Origin of the sequence: Actinopolyspora lacussalsi subsp. righensis (assembly GCF_900116555.1) — a bacterium.
Taxonomy (GTDB): Bacteria; Actinomycetota; Actinomycetes; order Mycobacteriales; family Pseudonocardiaceae; genus Actinopolyspora; species Actinopolyspora lacussalsi.
In genome coordinates this window covers 231,474-253,056 of sequence record NZ_FPAT01000006.1, presented here as the reverse complement: position 1 = coordinate 253,056, position 21,583 = coordinate 231,474, and the positions used below count along the sequence as shown (strand labels likewise).

Sequence of the window (21,583 nt, the reverse complement as noted above, 5' to 3'; positions counted from 1 at the left end):
CCGGCTGTGCGGTCGGGGCCGTACAGTGGCTACGACCCTGCCATTCCCGAGTTAACGGCGTTTACTTCGCCCCACTGTAGCGATGAACTCCGAGATGAGCACCCGATGGAGTGACACATGAACGGAGTCACTCGACGTGAACAGCTGCGTGCTGCCACGGAACTCGACATCCGCAGGCACGCGCGCGAACTGCTGGTCCGCGAGGGACAGGAAGCGGTGACGCTACGCGCGATCGCACGTGAGCTCGGCATCACCGCGCCCGCGCTGTACCGCTACTACGACTCCCGCGAGGACCTGCTCCACCGGCTCTCCGAGGACATCTGCGACGACCTCTCGGCGGAGCTGAACGAGACGATGCGCGGCATCGAGGACGACCACCTGAGCAAGGTGTTCGCGGTGTGCCGAGGTTTCCGGAGCTGGGCGCTGGCGCATCCACGGGAGTTCGGGCTGGTGTTCGCCACCCCGGGCGGCAACGGTGGTGCGAACGCCGGTGTCGACGCTCGGGACCCCGCACCCACGGCGACGACAGTGCCCACCACACGCAGCGACGAGCTGGGCAGCGTCTTCCTCGGCGTGGTCGGCCCGCTCATGGCGGAGGGAGCCAACAACTCGCCACCGCCCCGGATTCCCGAAGAGCTGCGGGCCGGACTCGCGGACAGCCAGCGCGACCTGGCGGCGGCCTTCAACACGCACGGCATCGAGATGCCCCCGGAGGCGCTCAGCGCCGAGGCGGTCTACATGCTGCTGCGCTGGTGGGCGAGACTCTACGGCCAGGTCGCGCTGGAGGTTTTCGAGAAGTTCCCCTTCGACGTCAGCCACGCCGACCGGCTGTTCGAGTCGATGCTGGAGGAACTCGGCCGGGAGTCCGGGCTGTACCGGTAGCGGGTTCGCGGATCGACGGAACGTCCCCGGCCGGGCCTCGGGAGCTTCAGCCGGTACCGGGCTGCTCACCGGTCGCGATCGGGGCGCTCAACCACTGACGCGGCATCCCGAAGGCGGTGACCAGCTCGACCGCGTGCGGGCGCAGTCCCTTGCACAACGCGTTGACGGCCTCGGTGATCGCCTTGGACCGGCGCGGACTGAGCCGCTCGTGTTCCAGGAACCAACCGCGATCCGCCTCGATGTCGCACAGCACATACAGATCGCACAGCCGCTCCAGCACCTCGGCGACCGCCGGATCGGTGCAACGCTCGATCCCGGCCACGAAAGCCTCCAGCACGACGCGCTCGACGTGCACCCGCGCGGCGCGCAGCACGTGGTCCTGCGCGTCGTTGAACACCTCGAACGGGTCGGCGTCCCCGGCCCCGGCACGGCGCAACCTGCGGGCCACCCCGTCCAGCACGTGCCGTTCCCTGTCCTCGAACAACCGCAGCTGCCAACCCCGGTCGAACAGCGCGTCCTCGTCGTCCCTACCGGGTGAGGCGTCCACCAGGCGCTGGATCAACGAGCGGGCGGCGGTCCGCTCGATCACGGTTCCCACGAACTGATCGGCGACGTAACGGGCCATTCCGAGCGTGCCGAGCTCGTCGAAGCCCTCGCGGTAGCCGGTCAGCAGTCCCTTGGCCACGAGTTGCAGCAGTACCGTGTTGTCCCCCTCGAAGGTGGTGAACACGTCGGTGTCGGCCTTCAACCCGGCCAGCTGGTTCTCGGTCAGGTACCCCGCTCCGCCGCAGGCCTCGCGGCAGTCCTGGATGGTGCGGGTGGCGTGCCAGGTGGTCACCGCCTTGAGTCCGGCGGCACGGGACTCCAGCTCCCGCTGGGCGCGCCCCTCGGGATCATCCTCCGGGGAGGCTTGCCGCAGGTCGTGCAGCGTGGCGACCAGTTCCTCCTGCGCGAAGTGCAGCGCGTAGGAGGTGGCCAGGGCGGGAAGCAACTTTCGCTGGTGTGCCAGGTAGTCCAGCACCGGTGTCTCGCCGCCGGTCCGGGGGTTGGTGAACTGGCGCCGGGTGTCGCCGTAGCGCAGCGCGATCTCCAGCGCGAGCTTGGTCGCGGCTCCGGCGGTGCCCGCCACCGAGACCCGCCCGGTGATCAGAGTGCCGAGCATGGTGAAGAACCGTTTGTTCACCCCCTCGATCGGGCTGCTGTAGGTGCCGTCCTCGGCCACGTCGCCGTAGCGGTTCAACAGCGCTTCCCGTGGCACTCTCACCCGGTCGAAGGAGATCCTGCCGTTGTCCACCCCGTTGAGTCCGGCCTTGCGACCGCAGTCCGAAATGGACACTCCAGGTAGCGGGTTTCCCGCTCCGTCTCGGATGGGAACCAGCAGGGCGTGTACCCCGTGGTTCTCCGTCCCGCCGTCGGAAGTGGGGGTGTACAGCTGGGCGAAGACCGCCGCGGTGCGCCCGTCCCGCGCGGCGTTGCCGATGTAGTCCTTGCGCGCGGACTCGTCCGGGGTGTGCACCACGAACTCGGCCGTGGCCGGATCGAAGACCGCCGTGGTCCCGAGGTGCTGCACGTCGGAACCGTGTCCGGTCTCGGTCATCGCGAAACAGCCCGGCTCCGATAGGTCCATGATGGACCGCAGGTGTTCCTCGTGGTGGTGCTCGGTTCCGAGCGCGGTGACCGCACCACCGAAAAGTCCCCACTGGACACCGGCTTTGACCATCAGCGAGAGGTTGCCCGCCAGCATCTCCATGGCGACCACCGAACCGCCGCGGTCGCCGGATCCGCCGTACTCGACGGGAAAACCGATCCGGACGATCTCGCTGTCGGCCAACCGCCGCAGCTGTTCGAAGGTGTGTGCCCGGTGGGACTCGGTGTCCAGCCCGTCGCCGGTGGGCAGGGATTCGTTCTCCAGGACGCCGCGCACCCGGTCACGGACCTCGCCCCAACGGCCGTCCAGTGACTCGCGCAGCTTCGCGGGATCGAACTTCACGGGGATACTCGGGATCCGCATACGTCCTCCAGCTCGTTCGACTACCGCCAGCTCGATTACCCCGTGACGGAGTTGTCGAACCAGTCTGGCGCCTTCGGGGGTTCGGAGCGCGGTGACTCCGCGTCAGGAGAACATCGGATCATCTCGGTGCGGAGCAGCGGCGCGTCAACGTCGATTTCCCCGTCCGGATGGTCGCCGCGCTGTATCGCGAAGCCGGGAGGCTGGGTGTACGTCAGTCCGTCAGCAAGGTCTGGCTCGCCGACCGGCTGGAGCACACCACACACGCTGTCTGAGGTCGCGAGGTGAGCGGAACTCGACGCCCGGTGGAAGTCCTGCCCGCCCGAATTCCCACCCGAGCATGAAGTTCGCACGGCGAATCCGCGGTCGGCTGTCGCTCCGGCAGCCCGGAATGGGGAGATCACGACCGTTGCACGGCGACAGCCGACCGGGACCCGTCTGCCGTCCCGCGATGCGGGGCGGCAGACGAGCTTCAGGCGTCAGCCCCTGCCGTAGTAGGGGATCTCGCAGTTGACGACCTTGTCGTCGAGATCGGCGTTGTAGCGGTCGGTGCCGGGACCGCAGTCGACGACGTCCGCCTCGTCGTCGGAACCGAGCTCGTCGGACATCACGGTGTCGTCGCCGGGACCGGCGTAGAGGTAGTCACTGCCCTGTCCACCGTGGCGGAAGTCGTCACATGCGCCAACCATCGCGAGTTACCGATGGCCGTCTCGCGCCGCGCTGGGTCGAACGCGGCTGGTCGCCGCGAAACCACGCTGCTCGCTGAGCACTTCCCGTGCTCGGGCAGTCGGCGGCCCGAACACATCCACTCTCGATCGCTTCCGAGACAGTTTTCGGGGATTCGGTTCCCGCCCACGAAACCGAAACCCCGAAAAGAAAGTGTGGTTGTCGAAACAACCACGACGAAGAAGAGCTCAGCCGACCACGTTCACCGACCGACTCGGCATCGTTCTCACTGATGGCGACACTGGTCGCGCCGCCATCAGTTCACTCCGCCATTTCACTCCGCGGATTATGTGGTCGGGTTGTGCGGAGACGCCACTCGAGAGGCGTGTCGGCGTCTCCGCACGCAATTTCGTCGTCGCACCGACCTATGAAGCGAGCATGTGCGGGACGTGGTCGGAATCACCGTTGGACGCGCCCATCGGAGTTTTTTACTCTTCGATGCCGATCCAATTGACGTACCATCCGTAGTCGTTCGCCTCCTGGGCGGTAAGAGGACCACCCGTACGCCACAGGAGGTAGACCCTGAAACCGGTCGGGGTTGGGTCGTACACGGCGGACGTGCCGCCGCTCAGTTCCCACATATTCCCCCCTCCACCTCCGACGGAAATGGTATAAACAGGTGTATTGGTGAAGTTTCCGTCGCTCGTGTTCACATCGAGCTTGACGCCGTTTCCGTGCGTTTCCCATCCTGAACCGCTGGTGGCTCCGGAGGCGATGCGTATACTGGCCACTGGATTCCTTCCCTCAGTTTGCACGGTGTTCGACCGGCAGATGATCGAACATGATTAGAATGACACGAAAAACAAGATTCAGAAATACTCTATCCGTGCCATGCCATCGACACGATAGAGTGAACGTTATTCATGAGGCTGCGCAGCAGGTACGAAAGCGTTCCAGTCCGGTGATGATGTGGACGACGCGTTGCAAGTGGCAGAGGCGCCCGCGATATCCGGTGGCTAGAATGTTCCAGTTCTTGAGATGCGCGATGACTCATTCGGTGGGAGCGCGCCATCCTGCCAAGGCCGCGTTGAAGGCAGCGCGATCGGCGTCGAGACACTGCCGGAAGACCCGATCGGCCGCCTCGGCGGCAAGTGATGCTCAGCCGGACTGTGCGTCCGGAGAACATCGGGATCATCTCGGTGCGTAGGTCTCACGCTGCGGAGGTAGGGATTTATGAGGGCTGCTGAGTTCGACGACAAATTCGATCGCGGCGAGGAGATCACCTCGACGCTCGATCTCGCCAAGGCACAACGTCCCGGTGAGGAGCAGCGGCGCGTCAACGTCGATTTCCCCGCCTGGATGATCGCGGCGCTGGATCGTGAAGCCAGGAGGCTGGGTGTGACGCGTCAGTCCGTCATCAAGGTCTGGCTCGCCGACCGGCTGGAACACACCACGCACGCTGCCTGAGCCCGCGAATCAGCGGGACTCGACGCCCTGCCGAAGCCCTGCCCGCCCAGAACCCTGTTCGAACTTGACGCTCGCACGACGAAGTGCAGGCGTCAGCCCCTGCCATAGTAGAGGATCTCGCAGTTGACGACCTTGTCGTCGAGATCGGCGTTGTAGCGGTCGGTGCCGGGACCGCAGTCGACGACGTCCGCCTCGTCGTCGGAACCGAGCTCGTCGGACATCACGGTGTCGTCACCGGGACCGGCGTAGAGATAGTCACCACCCTGTCCACCGTGGAGGAAATCGTCACCGTTGCCACCCCGGATGACGTCATTGCCGGAGTTGCCGAACAGGCTGTCGTCATCGGCCTCGCCGAAGATGACGTCGAAGCCGCCCCGGACCTTGATCACGTCCTGACCGGGCGTGCCGTGCAGGCCATCCGGCCCTTCGGTCCCTTCCTGGCGGTTCTCCTCGTCCGCCGCGGCGGTGAGCGTAGGCTGGGTCTGGGAAGGCGTCGCCGCGGCCAACGGCGCGCCTACCACCAGAGCAGCCGCGGCGATTCCGGTTCCCACCAGTCCGGTCAGGCCGGTTCTCGTACGCGTGGTACGCACAGCGGTTCGCTCCTTTCGCCGTGCGATCAGCCCTCCGTAGCCCCTGGGGCTGATCCCACGATTCGGTTTCCGTATGCCACTCCTGGTGACGTAGTACCCCACCGGAGGTTGAGTGTCGGATCCGGACGATTTGAAACCACAGTGCACTCCGTTCCCACGAGCGGCGGCCGTCCGGGACCGGCTTCCGCCTCCCTTCCGTAGTGACCACGATCGATCGGACGGATGCGGCGACGCGATAGCGAGATCGGGTGGAACCGAACCGGTTCGATTGACCGTATTCGGACGCGCCGAACAAGCTGGGATCGGAACACCGCCGGCCCGAAGCGCAGTCGATCGGCGAACTCGCTCCCGCGGCGGACGTGGCGGAAAGGTGGAGCCGTGGAAATCGAGCACACCGTCGCCGCGCTACGCAACGCGGCGCGGGCCAGCCGCGACGCCGGTGAGCGCGACCCGGCTTCCGGCCACGACTGTCAGGAGAACCTGAAACCGCTGCGCGCCGCGCTGGGTGAGCTGGCCGAACCGCTCGGCGGCACCGTCAAGGAGCTGCTCAGGCTGATCGAACGGAAGCTGCGGGACGAGCTGCATCATGATCCGGAAACGGCGGCGAGGCTCTCCCGCGCCGTGGAGGCCGCGAACGAGTGGACCGACGAGCTGATCGCGTGGTTGCGCCCGCCGAGCGAACAGCGGGAGTGACAGCCACAGTCCTCACTGGTGCTTTCTGGTCGTGTTGTCGAGTGACGTAGCACCTACTCGATATCGGGCCTCCCGGAGCGAGAGCCGGCGGGAGGTTCCGCCAAGCGAGCGGCTCGGCAACCCGGCCGGAAAACTTCGATCAGAGGCTCTGGGTGTCCGTGAGGTAGAGCCACTTGCCCGAGAGCTCGTCCAACCAGACTCCCTCCTCCTCGATGTCGGGGTGGACGAGCCGGCGCGTCTCGCCGAACCGGGACTCGACGGTGACCAGGAAGCTCTCGACCAGCCAACCGTCGTCACCCTCCAGTCGGACATAGGCAGGGAAACGGTCCAGGCTCGCCATGCTCAGCCTCGGCCTGCGCGGATCGTTGTACTTCGCGGACTTGGTGTCGCCCGTGGGCCCGAAAGTGATGTGGATGGTGTCGTTGCCCGAGAAGGAATCCCCCTTGTCCATACGGAACTCCCGGCCCGCCAGCCCGAGAAAGAACCTGTCGGTGGAGTCCGTGGCGCCTTCGCTGCCGGACTTGGTCTTAATCTCGATCCGTTCGATCCAGCTCATCGTCGTTCACTCCGTTTCGTGGATCCGCTGTCGCGTCTCGGGTTTCCGCCGTTCGACGACCGGCGAAATGTAACGGGGTTTTCGTTGTCCCGCCCCGTAACCGGGACACTGGTCCACCCGGAACTGGAAGGACACCGTGTTGTCAGTGAATCGCCCTTCCAGCAGCAGCGATCGGCATACCCGATCAGCCAGCAACCGGAAGGTCGGCAGTTCCGTCAGTCGTTCCGGGACCCGATCGCGTTGTTCGAGCAGTTCCGAGCAGACGTCGAACAACGCCTTGTCCTCCCGGCGTTCCGGGAACCAGAGAATGTGGGTGGGAGCTCGTCGCCCCGCACCGGCTTCCGACCACCAGGGTGAGGTCTCACCGTCCGGGTGGACGACGCGATAGGCGATCCGGAAGTCGTGTTCGGCAGGTTCCGGCGCGAAGAACCGCCAGTCGGGCAGCCACACCCCGGCACGGTCGAGTGCCCGCAACCGGTCTAGGGAGCGGTGCGGCAACTGGCACAGCAGGATGAGCAGAAACCACACCGCCAGTCCGGTCTCCAGCGGACTCGGCTTTCGCAGCCGCTCCCGAACGTGCCGGAAAAGTGATCGCCCACCGGGAACGCGAGGTGCGTTCCTCGCCACCGACCACACCGCCGGATAGGTGGCCAGGAAAGCCCAGAAGAATCTCCCCAACCCCATGATCCCGGCAGTCACCAGGTGGAACGTGGCCGTGGCAGAAAGCACCACCGGTGCGTGTCGTCCTCGGTACGGGAATGCGACTCCGAAACCGCACTCCAGTGTGATCACGCAGATCTCCGCCGCACGCACCGCCCGGGGGAACCGATCGCACCACGCGTGGACCGCGGAGTTGCCGTAGGTCCTGGTGCGCAGCACCCCGGCCAGCGCCCCGCCCTCACGCCAGGGGCGGCCACCGAGCTTGGCCCCTCCGGAGATCGAGTAGGCAAGCAGCGCCTGCCCCGCCAGCCAGCGCAGGCACGTCCGCACCGCGTGGGGGTCGGACTGACGCACCCGGGCGAGCGTGCAGCCGAACTGCACCAGGAAGGAGAGCTGGTCCGAACCGTCAGAGCCGTATTGGTGGCGCGGGTGCAGCAACCGCGAAGCACCCGCCGCCACCCCACCGGCCAACAGGCGTGGCCAGCGTCGAGTCGTCGGACTCAGCAGCACCACCGAGGCCAGGATCCGTGCCGTGTGCAGTGCACGGGTGCCGCGCTCACTCCCCACCGCGTCGTAGAGGCGGCGCAGCGCGTCGTGACCACGGGGGTCGCGCTCGCGCAGCACCGACCAGTTGTTCAGCCCGCCCCAGGCACGGTGTCGTGCGTTGCGCAGGTACTCCAGACTGGCGATCAGCTGGGTGGTCGCCGAGAGCCGCTCCGACCAGATCAACGCCTCGTGCTCCGCGACGACGGTATCGCGCACCGGGTCACGGGCGAACCTCGACGATCCGACCGCTCGAGCGAGAGCCGCGAACCGTGGCCACGGGCCACGCCGGTTCCGCACATCCGTCGTCACGACGAATCACTCCGGTTGCCGGAGGGCACCGTTTCCGCGTGCCGGTCGGAGTCCGACTTCTTGTCGTCACCGGCGCAGGATCCGCATGACTCCTGCTCCTTCTTACGGCACTCGCAGGGTCCCTGTCCGATGCTGCCGAGGATGTTGGCGAGTGCCTCCAGGATCCGCGCCAGGATGTTGCCCAGCCTGCAACCACCGATGGCCATCAACGCCTGGGTCACGGTGCCGAGCAGAGCTTCGAGGATTTCGTTGAGTCCGTTGAACGGTGGTTTCGGCGGCGGACCACCTCCGGTGGTGGTCACCGATTTGCCACCGGTGGCGGCGGTGTTCTTGTCCGGCTTCTTGTTGTTGTCGTTCGGGGAGGGGGCCAGGTCGTACCCGTCGGAGTACCCCTTGGCGTAGCCGTCCTTGTAACCGTGCTCGCCGTCAGTCTCCTGGGGCCGCTTGGGCTTGCCGGCCATCTTGTCCTTCTGGCCCTGCTCCTCGCCCGCTACCAGCCCATCACGGTATTCGTTCGCCACGAGATTTCCCAATTTCGGCCGACCGGAGGCTCATCCACTTCGTACTCACTCGGAATCCCGCTGTTTGATCCCGTAACGCTTCCAGGCGTCCTTCCAGGCATCCCTCCTACCTTCGGCATAGGCGTCGTCGGCCTCCTGCTGCTTGCTCTTCCGACACTCCTCGAGCTGCCGCTTCACCTTTTCGTGCTCTTTTTTGGATACGGTTTCCTCTTTCTCCGGTTCGGGAGCCTGGTCGTACCCGTCGGAGTACCCCTTGGCGTAGCCGTCCTTGTAACCGTGCTCGCCGTCGGTCTCCTGGGACTGCTTGGGCTTGCCGGCCATCTTGTCCTTCTGGCCCTGCTGCTCGCCGTCGACCAAACCATCGCGATACTTGTTGTCGGACATCGAATCCTCTCTTCGAAATCGGACGAATATCGGGGAGAGAGATCAGTTCTTGTTGATCCCGTAACGCTTCCAGGCGTCCTTCCAGGCATCCCTCCTACCTTCGGCATAGGCGTCGTCGATCTCCCGCTGCTTGCTCTTCCGACACTCCTCGAGTTCGCGCCGGCACTCCGCGAGCTTCTGCTCGCAGTCCTTCTCGTTCTTACCGTGCTCCCCGCTATCCGATCCCTTGCCGGTCTCGAACACCCGAACGTCGGTGATCCCCGCCTGGCAGCTGAACGAATCGTTTCCGTGGAACTCGACCGTGGTTGCGCCCGACTCCGCCGTGAACTGGAGCTTCGCGTCCCGGTGCCAGGAGGGGACCGGCGGGTCGGGGGTGAATCCCGCGTCGAAGTGGTGGGACTCGATCACCTCCCCCGACTTCTCGTCACGTATCCTTACGGTGAAGTCGTTCGGTTTCCCGACACAGTTCTGCCAGACGTTCGGGCCGTGATCGAAAACCAGCCTGTAGCTGTTTCCCCGCTTCGTTTCGATGGTCTGCTTGATTCCACCGTTCGGCTGGAACTCCTGCCCGAGATCCACCGCTGGACAGTTCTTCTCGTGCTTGGCGAAAGCGGCACTGAGGTAATCGAAACCCCCTGACTGCGGATTACCCCCACTGGAGGTGTATATGGCCTCCCAGGGATCGGGCCAGTAAGGTGGTTGAATAATACTCGAGTTCCACCAGTTCGACGGAGGCGACGACTTTTTCTCGAACCGCCCGTTCTTTATCAGGTTTTCCCCCGCCAACAACCCTCCAAGGGCAAAATCGTCCTCGGCCTCGCCTATGATCAACTTACCCCCGATCCGCGACCCCTTCAATCACACGAAGGTGTAAGCATTCCGGAAAACAGCACACAAAAACAACAGCCCCGACCGGAAACATCCCTGACACCCAAGAGTGAGTTTTCTGGACAAAAAACACTGGATTTGATAAAGGATTTTTCGGCGAACCGAAGCCACCGGAACGCATTCACGGGGAACCGGAATGAAGGATCGGACCTCACCCGATCGGACCGATTCGGGGATCGTCCGAGGGACGGAAACACCCGCGAAAAGGGGAGCTCCGACCACCGGAAGTCGGAACCGCCCCTTGTTCTTCGAGGCTTCCTCGATGTCAGCGTTGTCCGCACGGTGCGCCCAGTTACCCGGGAGCGGTGTCCCAACTGCTCGTCGAACCGGGCGACCACGCGGCGGGCCTGTGTCTTGCGTCAGGCCCGCCCGACATCGCTTATGGCCGGTAGTCCTCCAGTCGGGCCGGATCCCAGATTCGGTCCACCAGGGCTCGAACCAACTTGCTCCGCTCCTCGTGCTCGGCCTTGCCGAACCGGTCGTACGGCCGAAACGGCAGGCCGGACCGCTCCACGAAAGAGCTGAACTGGGGCTGGTGCTGATAGGCGGCGCTGGTCAGGCTCGCGGCGTAGAGGTTCTGCTTCGCGTAGTGCGGCGCCTTCTGCTCGAACGGCTTGTCCTGATAGCTGCGGTTCACGTCGGCGGGCAGCAGCACCAGACCGGCGACATGGTCACGCCACAGGTCGAAATCCTCGCGGGTCGGACACTCGTCGGCGTAGCGCTCGTGGTGGTCGGGCCAGATGTGCTCGATGTCCCACGGGTTCCGCAACGTCCGGTCCACCAGTTCGTCGAAGCGATCGGGCTTACCGGCTTCCCGCTCGGTGTAGGCGGTCAGCCGGGCCAGCAGATGGTAGATGTAGCGCCTGCTGAACTGGTTCAGCCCGAGTCCCGCGATGCCGCGCCGATAGCGGCTCGGACTCCCGTCGAACGAGACATCGGCCTCGTCCTGATCCAGCTTCGCCCGCAGGGTGTCGATCAGATCCGGCAACGACATGCCGCGGATGTCGCGGCACAGCAACCACATGGCGTAGTTGACACTCGAATAGCTGATCCGGATGTAGTTGGCGGCTCGGCGCATCACCCAGATATCGAGGTAGGTCGCGGTCGCGGCGAGCTTGCGGCGTACGGTCTCGTCCTCGTCACCGACCCTGAGCGGCGCCAGCAGCACGGTACTTTGCCAGGTGAACTCGTTGTGCGCGTTGTAGAACACCGGTTCCAGACCCGAGGTGTAGCCGCGCGAGGCCTCCAGAACCTTCCGGTACGCCCGAGCGAAGAACGGCACCTCGTTGGTCATCAGGGCGAGGTTGCGCCCCGCGTCGCCCACGCCGACGCGGCTGGTGTTGTCACGGACCCAGCGGTGGAACGTGGAACCGATCAGTTCCCAGTCCCGGTCGAGAGCACCCGCACGACGCTCCCGGATCGACTCGGCGTACTTGGCACGGAGCCATGCCTTGACGAAGGTGGCGTCGCGTTCCGCGTCGGGGCCGGGCTCCCAGGAAGTCAGGTCCAGCAGAGTCCTCTTCCAAATACGGTTCGCGTTCGCCCGCTCGCCCGCGTCTTCCACCGCACCGAGCAGATACGCCTTCAGCATGTCCACCGGGCTCAACGGTTTGCCCCGGTCGTTCATCGTCTCGAAGATCGAGTACGCGTGCGCGTCGGTCTCGGTCGCGATCTCGATCAAACCGACATTGCCGATCAACCAGTATATGAACGGCTCCAGCCCCTCACCGAGCTCGTCCGCCGGATCGATCGACACGAGGTCGTTGTACCGAGCGACGATCGTCCGGATCGACTCGTCCTTGCCCTCGGCGTCGTAGTCCTCACCGTCGAACAACGCCCTGAGCACCGGCACGCGCTCGGCGATGTCGAGGTTGAACTTCGGCTCGCCGTAGTCATCGGAGAAGATCAACGGCTCCACTGTTGAGGTCACCCTGAGCCCGCGCTCCCGCGCCACCCGGTACAGGTGGATCAGCAACAACGTCAGGGAGGTGACCCGCTGCTGACCATCGACCAGGTAGCTCTTGTTGCCACGCCTGGTCACGATGATCGAACCGAGGAAGTAGTCGCCGTAATCACTGGCGTCCCTCGGCGTGTCGCCGGTGCGGTAGAACGTCGAGAACCTGTTCTGCAGATCGGTGACCAGTTCTTCGATGTTCTCCCGATCCCACTTGTACTCCCGCTGGTACTCGTCGATCGCGAAGGAACGGGACTGCAGCAGCTCCTTGATCGTGCGGTAGTGCGGCGTGATGCTCATGCTTCTCCCCTGCGGCAGGCAGGCACGTTCGCCCGGTTCGGCAGTTCCCGCATAATGATCCACTTCACCACGTCAGCCTTCGCGAACCGTCGTCACTTACGGGCAGCGCGCCGACAGATGTCCTTGCTCGCCCGCGGACGCGGCTGGTTTCGCTCACTCGGACTCGTGCACGTCGGACACGGTCACATCGGTCTCGGCCAAGGCGTGTTGTTCGTCCTGGTATCCCCGCAGTTCCTCGTCGGACAGGCGTGCCGGCGCGGCGAAGGACTCGTGTTCGAAGGCCGGTCGAGCTACCGTCTCGTCCAGGCTCGCGCCGCCGTAGTCGCGCTCGGCGATGCGGGCGAGTGTCTCCCGAGCGGCGGAGTCGATCCGCACGTTCGTTCGCATGTTTCGATCATGCGCTGGTTACGCGGCCGCGGCCGACATCGGGGTCTGTCACGGCGTCGTCTCACGGCACGGTCGCAACCGTCCCCGAACATTCCCGGTGAGTTCCCGGGACTCCGGTTCCGATACGAGGAACCGAAGCCCCGGCGAGGACGCTGTGACGGGCGAACCCGCCACGACGGGAAACCCGCTCAGCCGACCACGTTCACCAACCGACCCGGCACCACGATCACCTTGCGCGGCTCACCGCCGCCCAACAGCTCCACGACCCTGCTGTCGGCCAACGCCGCGGCCCGGATCTCCTCCTGCTCGGCCGAGGCCGACACGGTGATCCGGGAACGAACCTTGCCGTTGAACTGAATCGGGTACTCGACCGTGTCGTCGACCAGGTACTCCTCGTCGGCCACCGGGAACGGCCCGTGCACCAGGCTCCGCTCGTTCCCCAACCGCGACCACAACTCCTCCGCCAGATGCGGCGTCAACGGAGCCACCAGCAGCACCATCGGCTCCATCACCGCGCGCGGCGGACCGGCGGCACCCGAGTACGCCTTGGTCACCCGGTTGTTCAGCTCGATCAGCTTGGCCACCGCGGTGTTGAACTGCAGCGCGTCGTAGTCCTCGCGCACCCCGGCGATGGTCTTGTGCAGCGCACGCAGCAGCTCGACGTCGGGTTCCTCGTCGGTGACCCGCACCCCGCCGGTCCGCTCGTCGACGACGTTGCGCCACAACCGCTGCAGGAAGCGGTGCGAACCGACCACGTCCTTGGTCGCCCACGGCCGCGAGGCGTCCAACGGCCCCATGGACATCTCGTAGAGCCGCAACGTGTCCACGCCGTAGGCGTCGGCCATCTCCTCGGGCGAGACCGAGTTCTTGAGGCTCTTGCCCATCTTGCCGTACTCGCGGTTGACCTCCTCGCCGTTGTAGAAGTACTTGCCGTCCTGTTCGACGACCTCCTCGGCGGGCACGTAGACACCGCGCGAGTCGGTGAACGCGTAGGCCTGGATGTAGCCCTGGTTGTACAGCCTGCGGTACGGCTCCTCGGCCGAGACGTGCCCCAGGTCGTAGAGCACCTTCTGCCAGAACCGCGCGTACAGCAGGTGCAGCACCGCGTGCTCCACACCGCCGACGTAGAGATCCAGTCCACCCGGATCGTTCGCGCCGTGCCGGTCGGGGCGCGGCCCCATCCAGTACCGCTCGTTCTCCGGATCGACGAACCGCTCGTCGTTGTCGGGATCGATGTAGCGCAGCTGGTACCAGCAGGACCCCGCCCACTGCGGCATCACGTTGGTGTCGCGGTGGTAGTGCTTGAGCCCGTCGCCGAGGTCCAGTTCCACCTCGGCCCAGTCGGACGCCTTGGACAGCGGCGGTTCGGGTTGGCTGTCCGCGTCCTCGGAGTCGTAGGTGCGCGGGGAGTACTCGGCCACCTCGGGCAGCTCCACCGGCAGCTGGTCCTCCGGCAGGCCCCTCGGGTTGCCGTCCTCGTCGTAGACGATCGGGAACGGCTCGCCCCAGTAGCGCTGCCGCGCGAACAGCCAGTCGCGCAGCTTGTACTGCACGCTGCCGCTGCCGTGACCGTGCTGCTCCATCCAGGAGACGACCTTGGTCTTGGCGTCCTCGACCGAGAGGCCGTTCAGGCTCAGCCCTGTGGCCTCCGAGGCGGAGTTGATCGCGGGTCCGTCACCGGTGTAGGCCTCGCCCTCGAAGTCGGCCGGGGGTTCGACGGTGCGCACGATGGGCAGTCCGAACTCGGAGGCGAACTCCCAGTCCCGCTGGTCCTGCGCGGGGACCGCCATGATCGCGCCGGTTCCGTAGGCCAGCAGCACGTAGTCGGCGGCGAACACCGGAACGAGCTCGCCGTTGACCGGGTTGACCGCGCGCAGCCCGGTGAAGACCCCGGTCTTGTCCTTGTTCTCCTGCCGGTCCAGCTCGGACTTCGTCGCGGCGAACCGGCGGTACTCCGCCACCGCCTCGGCCGGGCCCGAGTAGCCGCCGGTCCAGCGTTGATCGGTGTCCGCGGGCCACTCGCCGAACTTGTCGGGGGCAGCGAGGATCTCGTCGACCAGCGGGTGCTCCGGGGCGAGCACCATGTAGGTGGCGCCGAACAGGGTGTCCGGCCTGGTGGTGAACACCTCGATCGTCTCGTCACGACCCTCCAGCGCGAAGTGCACCTCCGCGCCCTGGGAACGGCCGATCCAGTTGCGCTGCATGGTCTTGACCTTGTCCGGCCACTCCAACCGGTCCAGGTCGTCGACGAGCCGGTCGGCGTAGGCGGTGATCCGCATCATCCACTGCTTGAGGTTGCGCCGGAACACCGGGAAGTTACCGCGTTCGCTGAGTCCGTCCGCGGTGACCTCCTCGTTGGCGACCACGGTCCCCAGGCCGGGGCACCAGTTCACCGGGGCCTCGGAGAGGTAGGCCAGCCGGTAGGAGTCGATGATCTCGCGCTGCCGGTCGCTCCCCAGTTCGTCCCACGGGGTGCCGTCCGGCGTGGTCCGCTCACCGGAGGCGAACTCCGCTTCTAGCTCGCTGATCGGGCGGGCACGCCCCCTGCCCTGGTCGGCCTCGGTGTCGTACCAGGCGTGGAAGATCTGCAGGAAGATCCACTGCGTCCACTTGTAGAACTCGATGTCGGTGGTGGCTACCCGGCGCCGCTCGTCGTGACCGAGCCCGAGCCTGCGGATCTGCGTGAGGTAGCGCTCGATGTTGTTCTCGGTCGTGGTCCGCGGGTGGGTGCCGGTCTGTACCGCGTACTGCTCGGCGGGCAGCCCGAAGGCGTCGAATCCCATCGTGTGCAGCACGTTGCGCCCCAGCATCCGGTGGTAGCGCGCGTAGACGTCACTGCCGATGAATCCGAGCGGGTGCCCCACGTGCAGGCCGGAACCCGAGGGGTAGGGGAACATGTCCTGCACGAACAGCTTCTCGGATGCGGCGTCCTGCCCACGCAACGGTCCCACCGGGTTCGCGGCGTGGTAGCTGCCGAGCTCCTCCCAGCGCCGCTGCCAGTCCCGCTCGATGTCGCCCGCGATGCCCGCGGTGTACCGGAAGGGGGGCGTGTCGTCGCCCGCACCATCCGTGCCCTGTGAGTTCCGTTCCGCGCCACTCATCGTGTGCGTTTCCTTCCCCTAGTCCGTCGCTCCGACTCGCCGGGTAACGCTCCGAGCGACTCATCGGTGTGCCGCCACTGAAAAGTTAAAAACCCCTCAGCCCTTGAGGGCATGAGGGGTTGCCGCGCCGAGGGTCGATCGCCTCAGCGCGGCTTCGTAAGCAGTCGGGCGGTGGCCACGACGGACAGCATAACCGGAGCGTAAAGCGCGATAACCGGGTGGGAACCCCCGACAGAGGGACAGCTGCGAACGAGGCGGATACCCCGGACGGCGTTACGGTCCGCCTTCGAGACCGGAGAGGTGGAGCCGGGGCTCCTCCCCATCGCAGTCACTGACACAAGCACTGACTCGGAATCTCGATCTCGCACACGAAAGCCGCAAAAGTAACCTTTAAATGTAACTAATGCTGTAACCAGCTTGTATCGTGGCGGTATGAAGACAACGCAAGCACTCGCGAAGCTCGGCGACTACTCGTCGGCCCAGTGGGGGATGGTGACCACGGCGCAGGCCCGCCAGGTGGGTGTCGGCAAGGTCACGCTGACTCGGCTGGTCGATCGGGGAGTACTGGTGCGCCTACGTCACGGGGTGTATGCCGTGGCGGCGGCCGAGGAGACCGAACACGCCGACATCAAGGCCGCCTGGCTCGCACTGAACCCCGGGGTTCCTGCCTGGGAAAGACCGGTCCTCGATGACCAGGGCGGAGTGATCTCGCACCGCAGCGCCGCTTTGCTGCACGAGCTCGGCGATCTCGTGGCCGACAGCACGGAGATGCTCGTGCCCCGTCGGCGAAATCTTCGGGATCCTTCCTTGCGGTTACGGCCGAGGGGCCTCGAGGAATCCGACGTGACGCTGATCGCCGGACTTCCGGTAACGACGATCGAACGAACCATTGTCGATCTGCTCGAGGACCATGTAGATGCCAGTCACGTGGCACCGATCATCCACTACGCCGCCCGCGACGGCAGACTGGATCTTAACCGTCTTGCCCCGCGTATCGACGTCTACAGCCGCCGATATGGGCTCGCGAGCGGAGACGGACAGGCCCTGCTGGATCATCTACTCGACCAAGTCGGTGACGAATCGCCGAGTGAACGCGTTCTGGCCGAGATCCTGCGTTCCTACCCCGAGGTCTATGAGGAAGTCAGCCGGAACACGCGACGCGGCTCAGCACCCGAATCGGGTTCCGATGCGGAATCACGGCTTCCCGACCTCACCGAGGCGCGCATGGCTCCGGTCCGCCGAACCCTGAACGCGGCCACACGCTCCCGCCATCGCCGATACAACACGTGTTCACCAAGTTTCGACACAGCACCGGAAACCATCACCGAGCGGCGCTGACGAGCATTCGCGGCGTCGTCGGTACCGACGGGGCGATCTCGCGGCCTCCACGGATTCTGCCGGTTGACCGCAACGACTCGTTCCGCACAACACAGCGAGACAGGGTTGCCGAGCCCGTACTTCGTGCCCGAGCACCGCAGCTGGACCGGAGTCATGCGAAACAAGCCAGTGCGACTGGGCGGATTCGGCGAACTGCGCACCTTCGGAAATACCGCCGCCCTCGCCGACCTGTTCCTCACTCCGCTGCTGCACGATGATCGTCTCAGCACGGTTTCGCAAACAGTCGGGTGATGACCGCGCCGGACAGCGTAACCGGAGCTTAAAGCGCTTCCGCGCGCCGGAAGGGTTGCCGAGGCGATCCTCCGTCCAACGCCACGAACCAATCGCGCATTGCAATGCGCTTGACACTGCAGGGGGCACGCTCTACTCTTGATCACCAGCAAGAGAGGACACAAGAACCGATCGCGTCGTGGGGCCCATGACGCGTCGCAGACAAAGATGCCCCGGGCGGCATAACGGCGGAAAAATCGACCGTAGAGGCGGACCCGGGGCTTACGTAAACAACAATAGCATCGGCGCGGACTCGGCGCCAGTTCTGGAGGGAGAGCATGACCGACAAGTTGCCAGAGTGGATCACCCACATGCTCTCCCCGGCCCGCCTCGGCCCGTACCTGAAAGCGGCCGACGGCGATACGCACCACGCATTCGAGCTGTACCAGTGGAACCTCAGGGTGAGCGCTGCCTTCTACACGCCACTGCACTGGCTGGAGGTGGGGCTGCGCAACACCCTTAACGAAGCCTTCCGCAACTACTACGGTCTGGAAGACTGGTGGTCGGTAGCTCCCTTGGCTGACAAGGAACTGGCAACCATCCGCCAGGCCCGTGCGAGACTCCGCGAGCAAGCACATCGCCGTGGGGATACACCACAGACGTGCGCCGACGACATCGTGGCTGAGCTGAACTTCGGATTCTGGGTTGCGCTGCTCAGTAAGGGCAAGAACTACGATCGTGGGTTCTGGCACCCTTTCCTCCACGCGGCCTTCGCCAATCACCGAGGGCTACGGCGGGAGCTGCACGACGAGCTGGACCCCATGCGCGTATTCCGCAACCGGGTGATGCATTACGAACCGATCACTAATCAGAACCTGTGGCGCAAACGGGAGGATCTACACCGCTTGGTCGGTTATTTTTCACGGGAAACGGCCGAATATCTACGCGCCACGGACAGCCTGCCCCGCATCCTTTCCGAGCGGCCTGGGCCGCAGGGTGAGAATTACGAGCCCGCGAACGACGGGGAACCAGTATGACCGGTCGCGCCCGACGCATCTATTCGGCCGACGTCACTCGGCGTATCGATATGGACCGGGTCACTGGTGGCAGCTGCACACTGGCTTTCCGGTCATGATCGCCAACCACTCCGGTGCGCACCCGTTCGACGAGCGACAGATCACCGGTTGGTCGAACACTCCACGGATTCCGCCGTGATCCTTGCGCGATGAAGAGCCGATCGATCCCAGCTACGACAGGTGTTTCGGGGAGGACAAGCAGATGGAGCCGAAATCGGTATCTTCACCCGTCGGACGTGCGCAAGTATCCGAACTGGCGCACGATCTGCTGCGGGCGCTTCGCGGTCTCATCGAGCCACGGCACTACCGGGTGCCGCTCCTCGCGCTGGTCTATCTGCGAAGCAACGCCCCCGAGAAGTGGAAAGAACTACGGAGCTCGGCGGGGCAACACGATCGGGACGGGATAACCGCCGCCTTGCAGCGGGTCAATACGACTCTCCACTGGCTGCCGAATCACTACGGGATACCCGGTTCGGAGACGCTGGAAGCGTTGGTCGAGTTCGCGCGCGAGCTCGACCAGGAGTTTCCCGTCGATCGTTCCGCCGCGAACGTACCCGCGTTGAGTGAGTTGTTCGATTACCTGGTGGAAACACTCTTCGCGTACAACCACGACGGTGTGGAGTACTACACGCCGTGGTCCGTGGCACGCACCATGATCAGAATCATCCGGCCGAGCAGCGCGGAAAAAGTGCACGATCCGTGCTGCGGAGTGGGAAACCTGCTCATCGAGACGTCGCGGTTCCACCGCGAGCGCGACTGCTCCGTCCCCGCTCCCCAATTGTCCGCTCGCGCGCTGACCGAGGAATCCCTGATCGTCGCCAGCATGCGTGCGGAGTTCGAAGGCGCGGCAGTGGAGATCGGAGCGGAACCCGAGAACGTCCTGCTACGGGACTCGCGCGCTTTCGAATCGTTCGACGTGATCCTGAGCAATCCACCCTTCGGCAAGAACATCCAGTTCGACACGAGCCACAAGAACGACACGCGCTGGCGCTACGGAACCCCCATGGGTGGTGACCCAAGCTTCGCGTGGCTGCAACACGCTGTGGACAAGCTCGTGCCCGGAGGTCGGGCCGCCGTGCTGATGGGGGAACAAGCAGGCTTCAGCGGCGGAGCCAATGGCCGCATCCGCGCCGCGATGTTGAATGACGGTGTTGTCGAAGCGGTGATCACGCTACCGCGCGGCCTGTTCCACGCCACCGGTATCAGTGTCAGTGTCTGGATACTGCGGAAACGAACCGCTGGGGAATCGACACGCGACGAGGTACTACTAATCGACGCATCAGAGATGGGACGGCTCGTCGAACGCAATCGACGCGAACTGAGTCACGAGGAGATCGAGCGGATCGCGAATGCTTATCGGGATTTCCGAACGGGGAAGAACACTGCGGAGGAGGGGTTCCTGCGCGCGGTCCCGCTCGAAGAGATTCAGGAACGCGACCACCTGCTGACCCCCCGCGGTTATCTCACCGGAGCATCCGAGGAGACCGACCCGGTCACGATCGTCCGCGAAGTCCGACAAAGCGACGCCCGCATGCTCGAAGTCGACGAGCACGCACGGCACGAGGACAGCGTGGTCGAGTACGCACTGTCGGACAGCGGCCTGCGTTCGGACAGCGGCCTGCGTTCGGAGAACCTCCCGATCGAATCCGGATGGGGGGAAATCACGCTTGGCGAGGTGTGCGAAGCGCTGGCAGGCCCCAGTGGCCAACTGCGCAAGCTTGAGTACCACTCCGAGGGGGTCGCTCTCGTCGCGCCGAAGAACATCCACAACAACCGGATCATCGACGAAGGCATGAACCACATCGCTCCGGAACAAATCACGGGGAAGCTGGAGCGGTACCGACTGGCGGACGGAGACGTGCTATGCGTACGTACCGGCTCTCCCGGACGCCCCGCCCTCGTGGATCCCTCACACGGTGGAGCACTGTTCGGCACGGCGTGTATCCGGTTACGACCGGATACATCCCTCGTCACCGGCCAGTTCCTGACCTACTGGTTGGGTACTCCCCAGGCAAGGGAGTGGATCTCGCGTAACTCCAGCAGCGGTACGATTCCGAGCCTGAACGCGCGTGCGCTGCGAGCACTGCCCGTTCGCCTACCGCCGTTGTGGGTCCAACGCGAGATCGGAAGAGTGTTCGGGACGCTGGACGACAAAATCGCGGCGCACGATAACGTCGTTCGTGCCACGGCGGAACTTCGCGAGTCGTTGGGCTCGATGCTGGGTAACGGCATGTTCTCGACCAGTGACGGTTCGGACTGAGTCAACGGCCGATTTCAGCGCCGGTGTGCTCCCGCGCACCCGATGCGGGAGCTGTCCGTGCCCGAGCGCGGCGGAGTCGTAGGCTGGCGGGGTGGCAGTCGCATCGCTGATCATCGTGTGTGCCGTCGTGATCCTCGCCGGTCTGGCAGCGCTGGCGCTCGGGTGGCGCGGGTTGCGTGGCACCCTGCCGCGCAATCGCTACGCGGGGGTGCGGACCCCCGCGGCGCTGCGTGACGACGAGACGTTCCGCCTGGCCAACCGGGTGGCCGCTCCGCCGATCCTCGCCGGCGGCACGATCGCCGTGGTGGTGGGCTGCTGCCTGGCCGCGCTGGGCGGCACCGGCACGGGATGGCTGATCACGGGAATCGGCGTGCTCGGCGCGCTGGTGCTGATCGTGGCCGGTGGCGTGCTCGGTGGGCGAGCGGCAGCGGCGGTGCCCGAGACCGCCCCCGCGGCTTCCGGTTGTGCCGCCTGCTCCTCGGCCCCCGCGGGGAACGTGTCCGAGCCGAGCGGTGGTGGCTGCGCCGCAGCCGGGTTGTGCTCGGCGGCGGGCGGATGCTTCGCCGCCACGGCTCCGGGAGCGAGCGGGAACGAGGGCACGGCCGCGCCGGACGGCCGGTGAGCCGGGAGCACCGCGAGGTGGCGTCCACCGAGAGGCTCGTCCATCGGGAGGCACTCGTCCATCGGGAGGGACTGCCGCGCCCCGATGCGTGATCACAGGGTCACG

The 21,583-nt window shown here is 65.4% G+C and carries 20 protein-coding genes and 1 pseudogene; 9 read left to right on the top strand and 12 right to left on the bottom strand.

Annotation, left to right across the window (positions count from 1 at the left end; translation table 11 throughout):
- Window positions 1-117: 117 nt before the first annotated feature.
- On the top strand, window positions 118-882 hold the full coding sequence (locus BM394_RS13305) for a TetR/AcrR family transcriptional regulator (RefSeq protein ID WP_092978210.1): 765 nt from the start codon (window positions 118-120) through the stop codon (window positions 880-882).
- A 46-nt stretch (window positions 883-928) separates the two neighbouring features.
- On the opposite strand, the gene BM394_RS13300 is transcribed toward BM394_RS13305, so the two are convergent.
- The gene (locus tag BM394_RS13300; RefSeq protein ID WP_092978208.1) at window positions 929-2,893 is read right to left on the bottom strand and encodes an acyl-CoA dehydrogenase family protein; all 1,965 of its coding nucleotides are present in this window, start codon (window positions 2,891-2,893) and stop codon (window positions 929-931) included.
- Window positions 2,894-3,024: 131 nt separating this feature from the next.
- Between BM394_RS13300 and BM394_RS23715 the strand changes: the two are divergent.
- Window positions 3,025-3,165, top strand: a pseudogene (locus BM394_RS23715) (type II toxin-antitoxin system BrnA family antitoxin); the annotation flags it as partial.
- 204 nt (window positions 3,166-3,369) lie between these two features.
- On the opposite strand, the gene BM394_RS13290 reads toward BM394_RS23715, so the two are convergent.
- Complete coding sequence (locus BM394_RS13290) at window positions 3,370-3,579, bottom strand: hypothetical protein (RefSeq protein WP_092978206.1); 210 nt, start codon at window positions 3,577-3,579, stop codon at window positions 3,370-3,372.
- Window positions 3,580-4,044: 465 nt separating this feature from the next.
- A complete protein-coding gene (locus tag BM394_RS22445; protein WP_139235217.1) occupies window positions 4,045-4,347 on the bottom strand; it encodes a hypothetical protein in 303 nt (100 codons plus the stop codon).
- Window positions 4,348-4,789: 442 nt separating this feature from the next.
- On the opposite strand from BM394_RS22445, the gene brnA reads away from it, so the two are divergent.
- Window positions 4,790-5,023, top strand: a complete 234-nt coding sequence (gene brnA, locus BM394_RS13285; protein ID WP_092978204.1) for a type II toxin-antitoxin system BrnA family antitoxin — start codon at window positions 4,790-4,792, stop codon at window positions 5,021-5,023.
- 92 nt (window positions 5,024-5,115) lie between these two features.
- Here the strand turns inward: brnA and BM394_RS22835 are convergent, their stop codons facing one another.
- The gene (locus BM394_RS22835; RefSeq protein ID WP_175530090.1) at window positions 5,116-5,613 is read right to left on the bottom strand and encodes a calcium-binding protein; all 498 of its coding nucleotides are present in this window, start codon (window positions 5,611-5,613) and stop codon (window positions 5,116-5,118) included.
- A 378-nt stretch (window positions 5,614-5,991) separates the two neighbouring features.
- Here BM394_RS22835 and BM394_RS13275 point away from each other — a divergent pair, with 378 nt between their 5' ends.
- On the top strand, window positions 5,992-6,306 hold the full coding sequence (locus BM394_RS13275; RefSeq protein WP_092978200.1) for a hypothetical protein: 315 nt from the start codon (window positions 5,992-5,994) through the stop codon (window positions 6,304-6,306).
- A gap of 139 nt (window positions 6,307-6,445) precedes the next feature.
- On the opposite strand, the gene BM394_RS13270 is transcribed toward BM394_RS13275, so the two are convergent.
- The 8 genes from BM394_RS13270 to leuS form a co-directional block, all read right to left on the bottom strand.
- Window positions 6,446-6,862 (bottom strand): hypothetical protein, encoded by a 417-nt coding sequence (locus BM394_RS13270; protein WP_092978198.1) that lies wholly within the window; start codon window positions 6,860-6,862, stop codon window positions 6,446-6,448.
- 6 nt (window positions 6,863-6,868) lie between these two features.
- The gene (locus tag BM394_RS13265) at window positions 6,869-8,284 is read right to left on the bottom strand and encodes a hypothetical protein (RefSeq protein ID WP_139235216.1); all 1,416 of its coding nucleotides are present in this window, start codon (window positions 8,282-8,284) and stop codon (window positions 6,869-6,871) included.
- An 89-nt stretch (window positions 8,285-8,373) separates the two neighbouring features.
- The gene (locus BM394_RS13260; RefSeq protein WP_092978194.1) at window positions 8,374-8,898 is read right to left on the bottom strand and encodes a hypothetical protein; all 525 of its coding nucleotides are present in this window, start codon (window positions 8,896-8,898) and stop codon (window positions 8,374-8,376) included.
- 45 nt (window positions 8,899-8,943) lie between these two features.
- On the bottom strand, window positions 8,944-9,282 hold the full coding sequence (locus tag BM394_RS13255; protein ID WP_092978192.1) for a hypothetical protein: 339 nt from the start codon (window positions 9,280-9,282) through the stop codon (window positions 8,944-8,946).
- 42 nt (window positions 9,283-9,324) lie between these two features.
- Window positions 9,325-10,140, bottom strand: coding sequence for a carbohydrate binding domain-containing protein (locus tag BM394_RS13250; RefSeq protein ID WP_139235215.1), 816 nt, complete (start codon window positions 10,138-10,140; stop codon window positions 9,325-9,327).
- 409 nt (window positions 10,141-10,549) lie between these two features.
- Window positions 10,550-12,424: a DUF262 domain-containing protein gene (locus BM394_RS13245; protein WP_092978188.1), complete on the bottom strand. Its 1,875-nt coding sequence runs from the start codon at window positions 12,422-12,424 to the stop codon at window positions 10,550-10,552.
- A gap of 153 nt (window positions 12,425-12,577) precedes the next feature.
- The gene (locus BM394_RS13240; RefSeq protein WP_092978186.1) at window positions 12,578-12,811 is read right to left on the bottom strand and encodes a hypothetical protein; all 234 of its coding nucleotides are present in this window, start codon (window positions 12,809-12,811) and stop codon (window positions 12,578-12,580) included.
- A 188-nt stretch (window positions 12,812-12,999) separates the two neighbouring features.
- Window positions 13,000-15,912, bottom strand: coding sequence for a leucine--tRNA ligase (leuS, locus tag BM394_RS13235; RefSeq protein ID WP_092978184.1), 2,913 nt, complete (start codon window positions 15,910-15,912; stop codon window positions 13,000-13,002).
- Between the two features lie 432 nt (window positions 15,913-16,344).
- On the opposite strand from leuS, the gene BM394_RS13230 reads away from it, so the two are divergent.
- The 5 genes from BM394_RS13230 to BM394_RS13215 all read left to right on the top strand — a co-directional run bounded on the left by BM394_RS13230 (window position 16,345) and on the right by BM394_RS13215 (window position 21,478).
- The gene (locus BM394_RS13230; protein WP_092978182.1) at window positions 16,345-17,250 is read left to right on the top strand and encodes a type IV toxin-antitoxin system AbiEi family antitoxin domain-containing protein; all 906 of its coding nucleotides are present in this window, start codon (window positions 16,345-16,347) and stop codon (window positions 17,248-17,250) included.
- Between the two features lie 153 nt (window positions 17,251-17,403).
- Entirely contained in the window at window positions 17,404-17,541 is a 138-nt protein-coding gene (locus BM394_RS22830; protein WP_175530089.1) for a hypothetical protein, read from the top strand.
- 317 nt (window positions 17,542-17,858) lie between these two features.
- Complete coding sequence (locus BM394_RS13225; protein ID WP_092978179.1) at window positions 17,859-18,557, top strand: hypothetical protein; 699 nt, start codon at window positions 17,859-17,861, stop codon at window positions 18,555-18,557.
- A 181-nt stretch (window positions 18,558-18,738) separates the two neighbouring features.
- Entirely contained in the window at window positions 18,739-20,856 is a 2,118-nt protein-coding gene (locus BM394_RS13220) for an N-6 DNA methylase (RefSeq protein ID WP_092978177.1), read from the top strand.
- Between the two features lie 91 nt (window positions 20,857-20,947).
- Window positions 20,948-21,478 carry an SdpI family protein gene (locus BM394_RS13215; RefSeq protein WP_092978175.1) on the top strand — a complete coding sequence of 177 codons (531 nt, stop codon included), beginning with the start codon at window positions 20,948-20,950 and terminating at the stop codon, window positions 21,476-21,478.
- Window positions 21,479-21,583 lie beyond the last annotated feature (105 nt).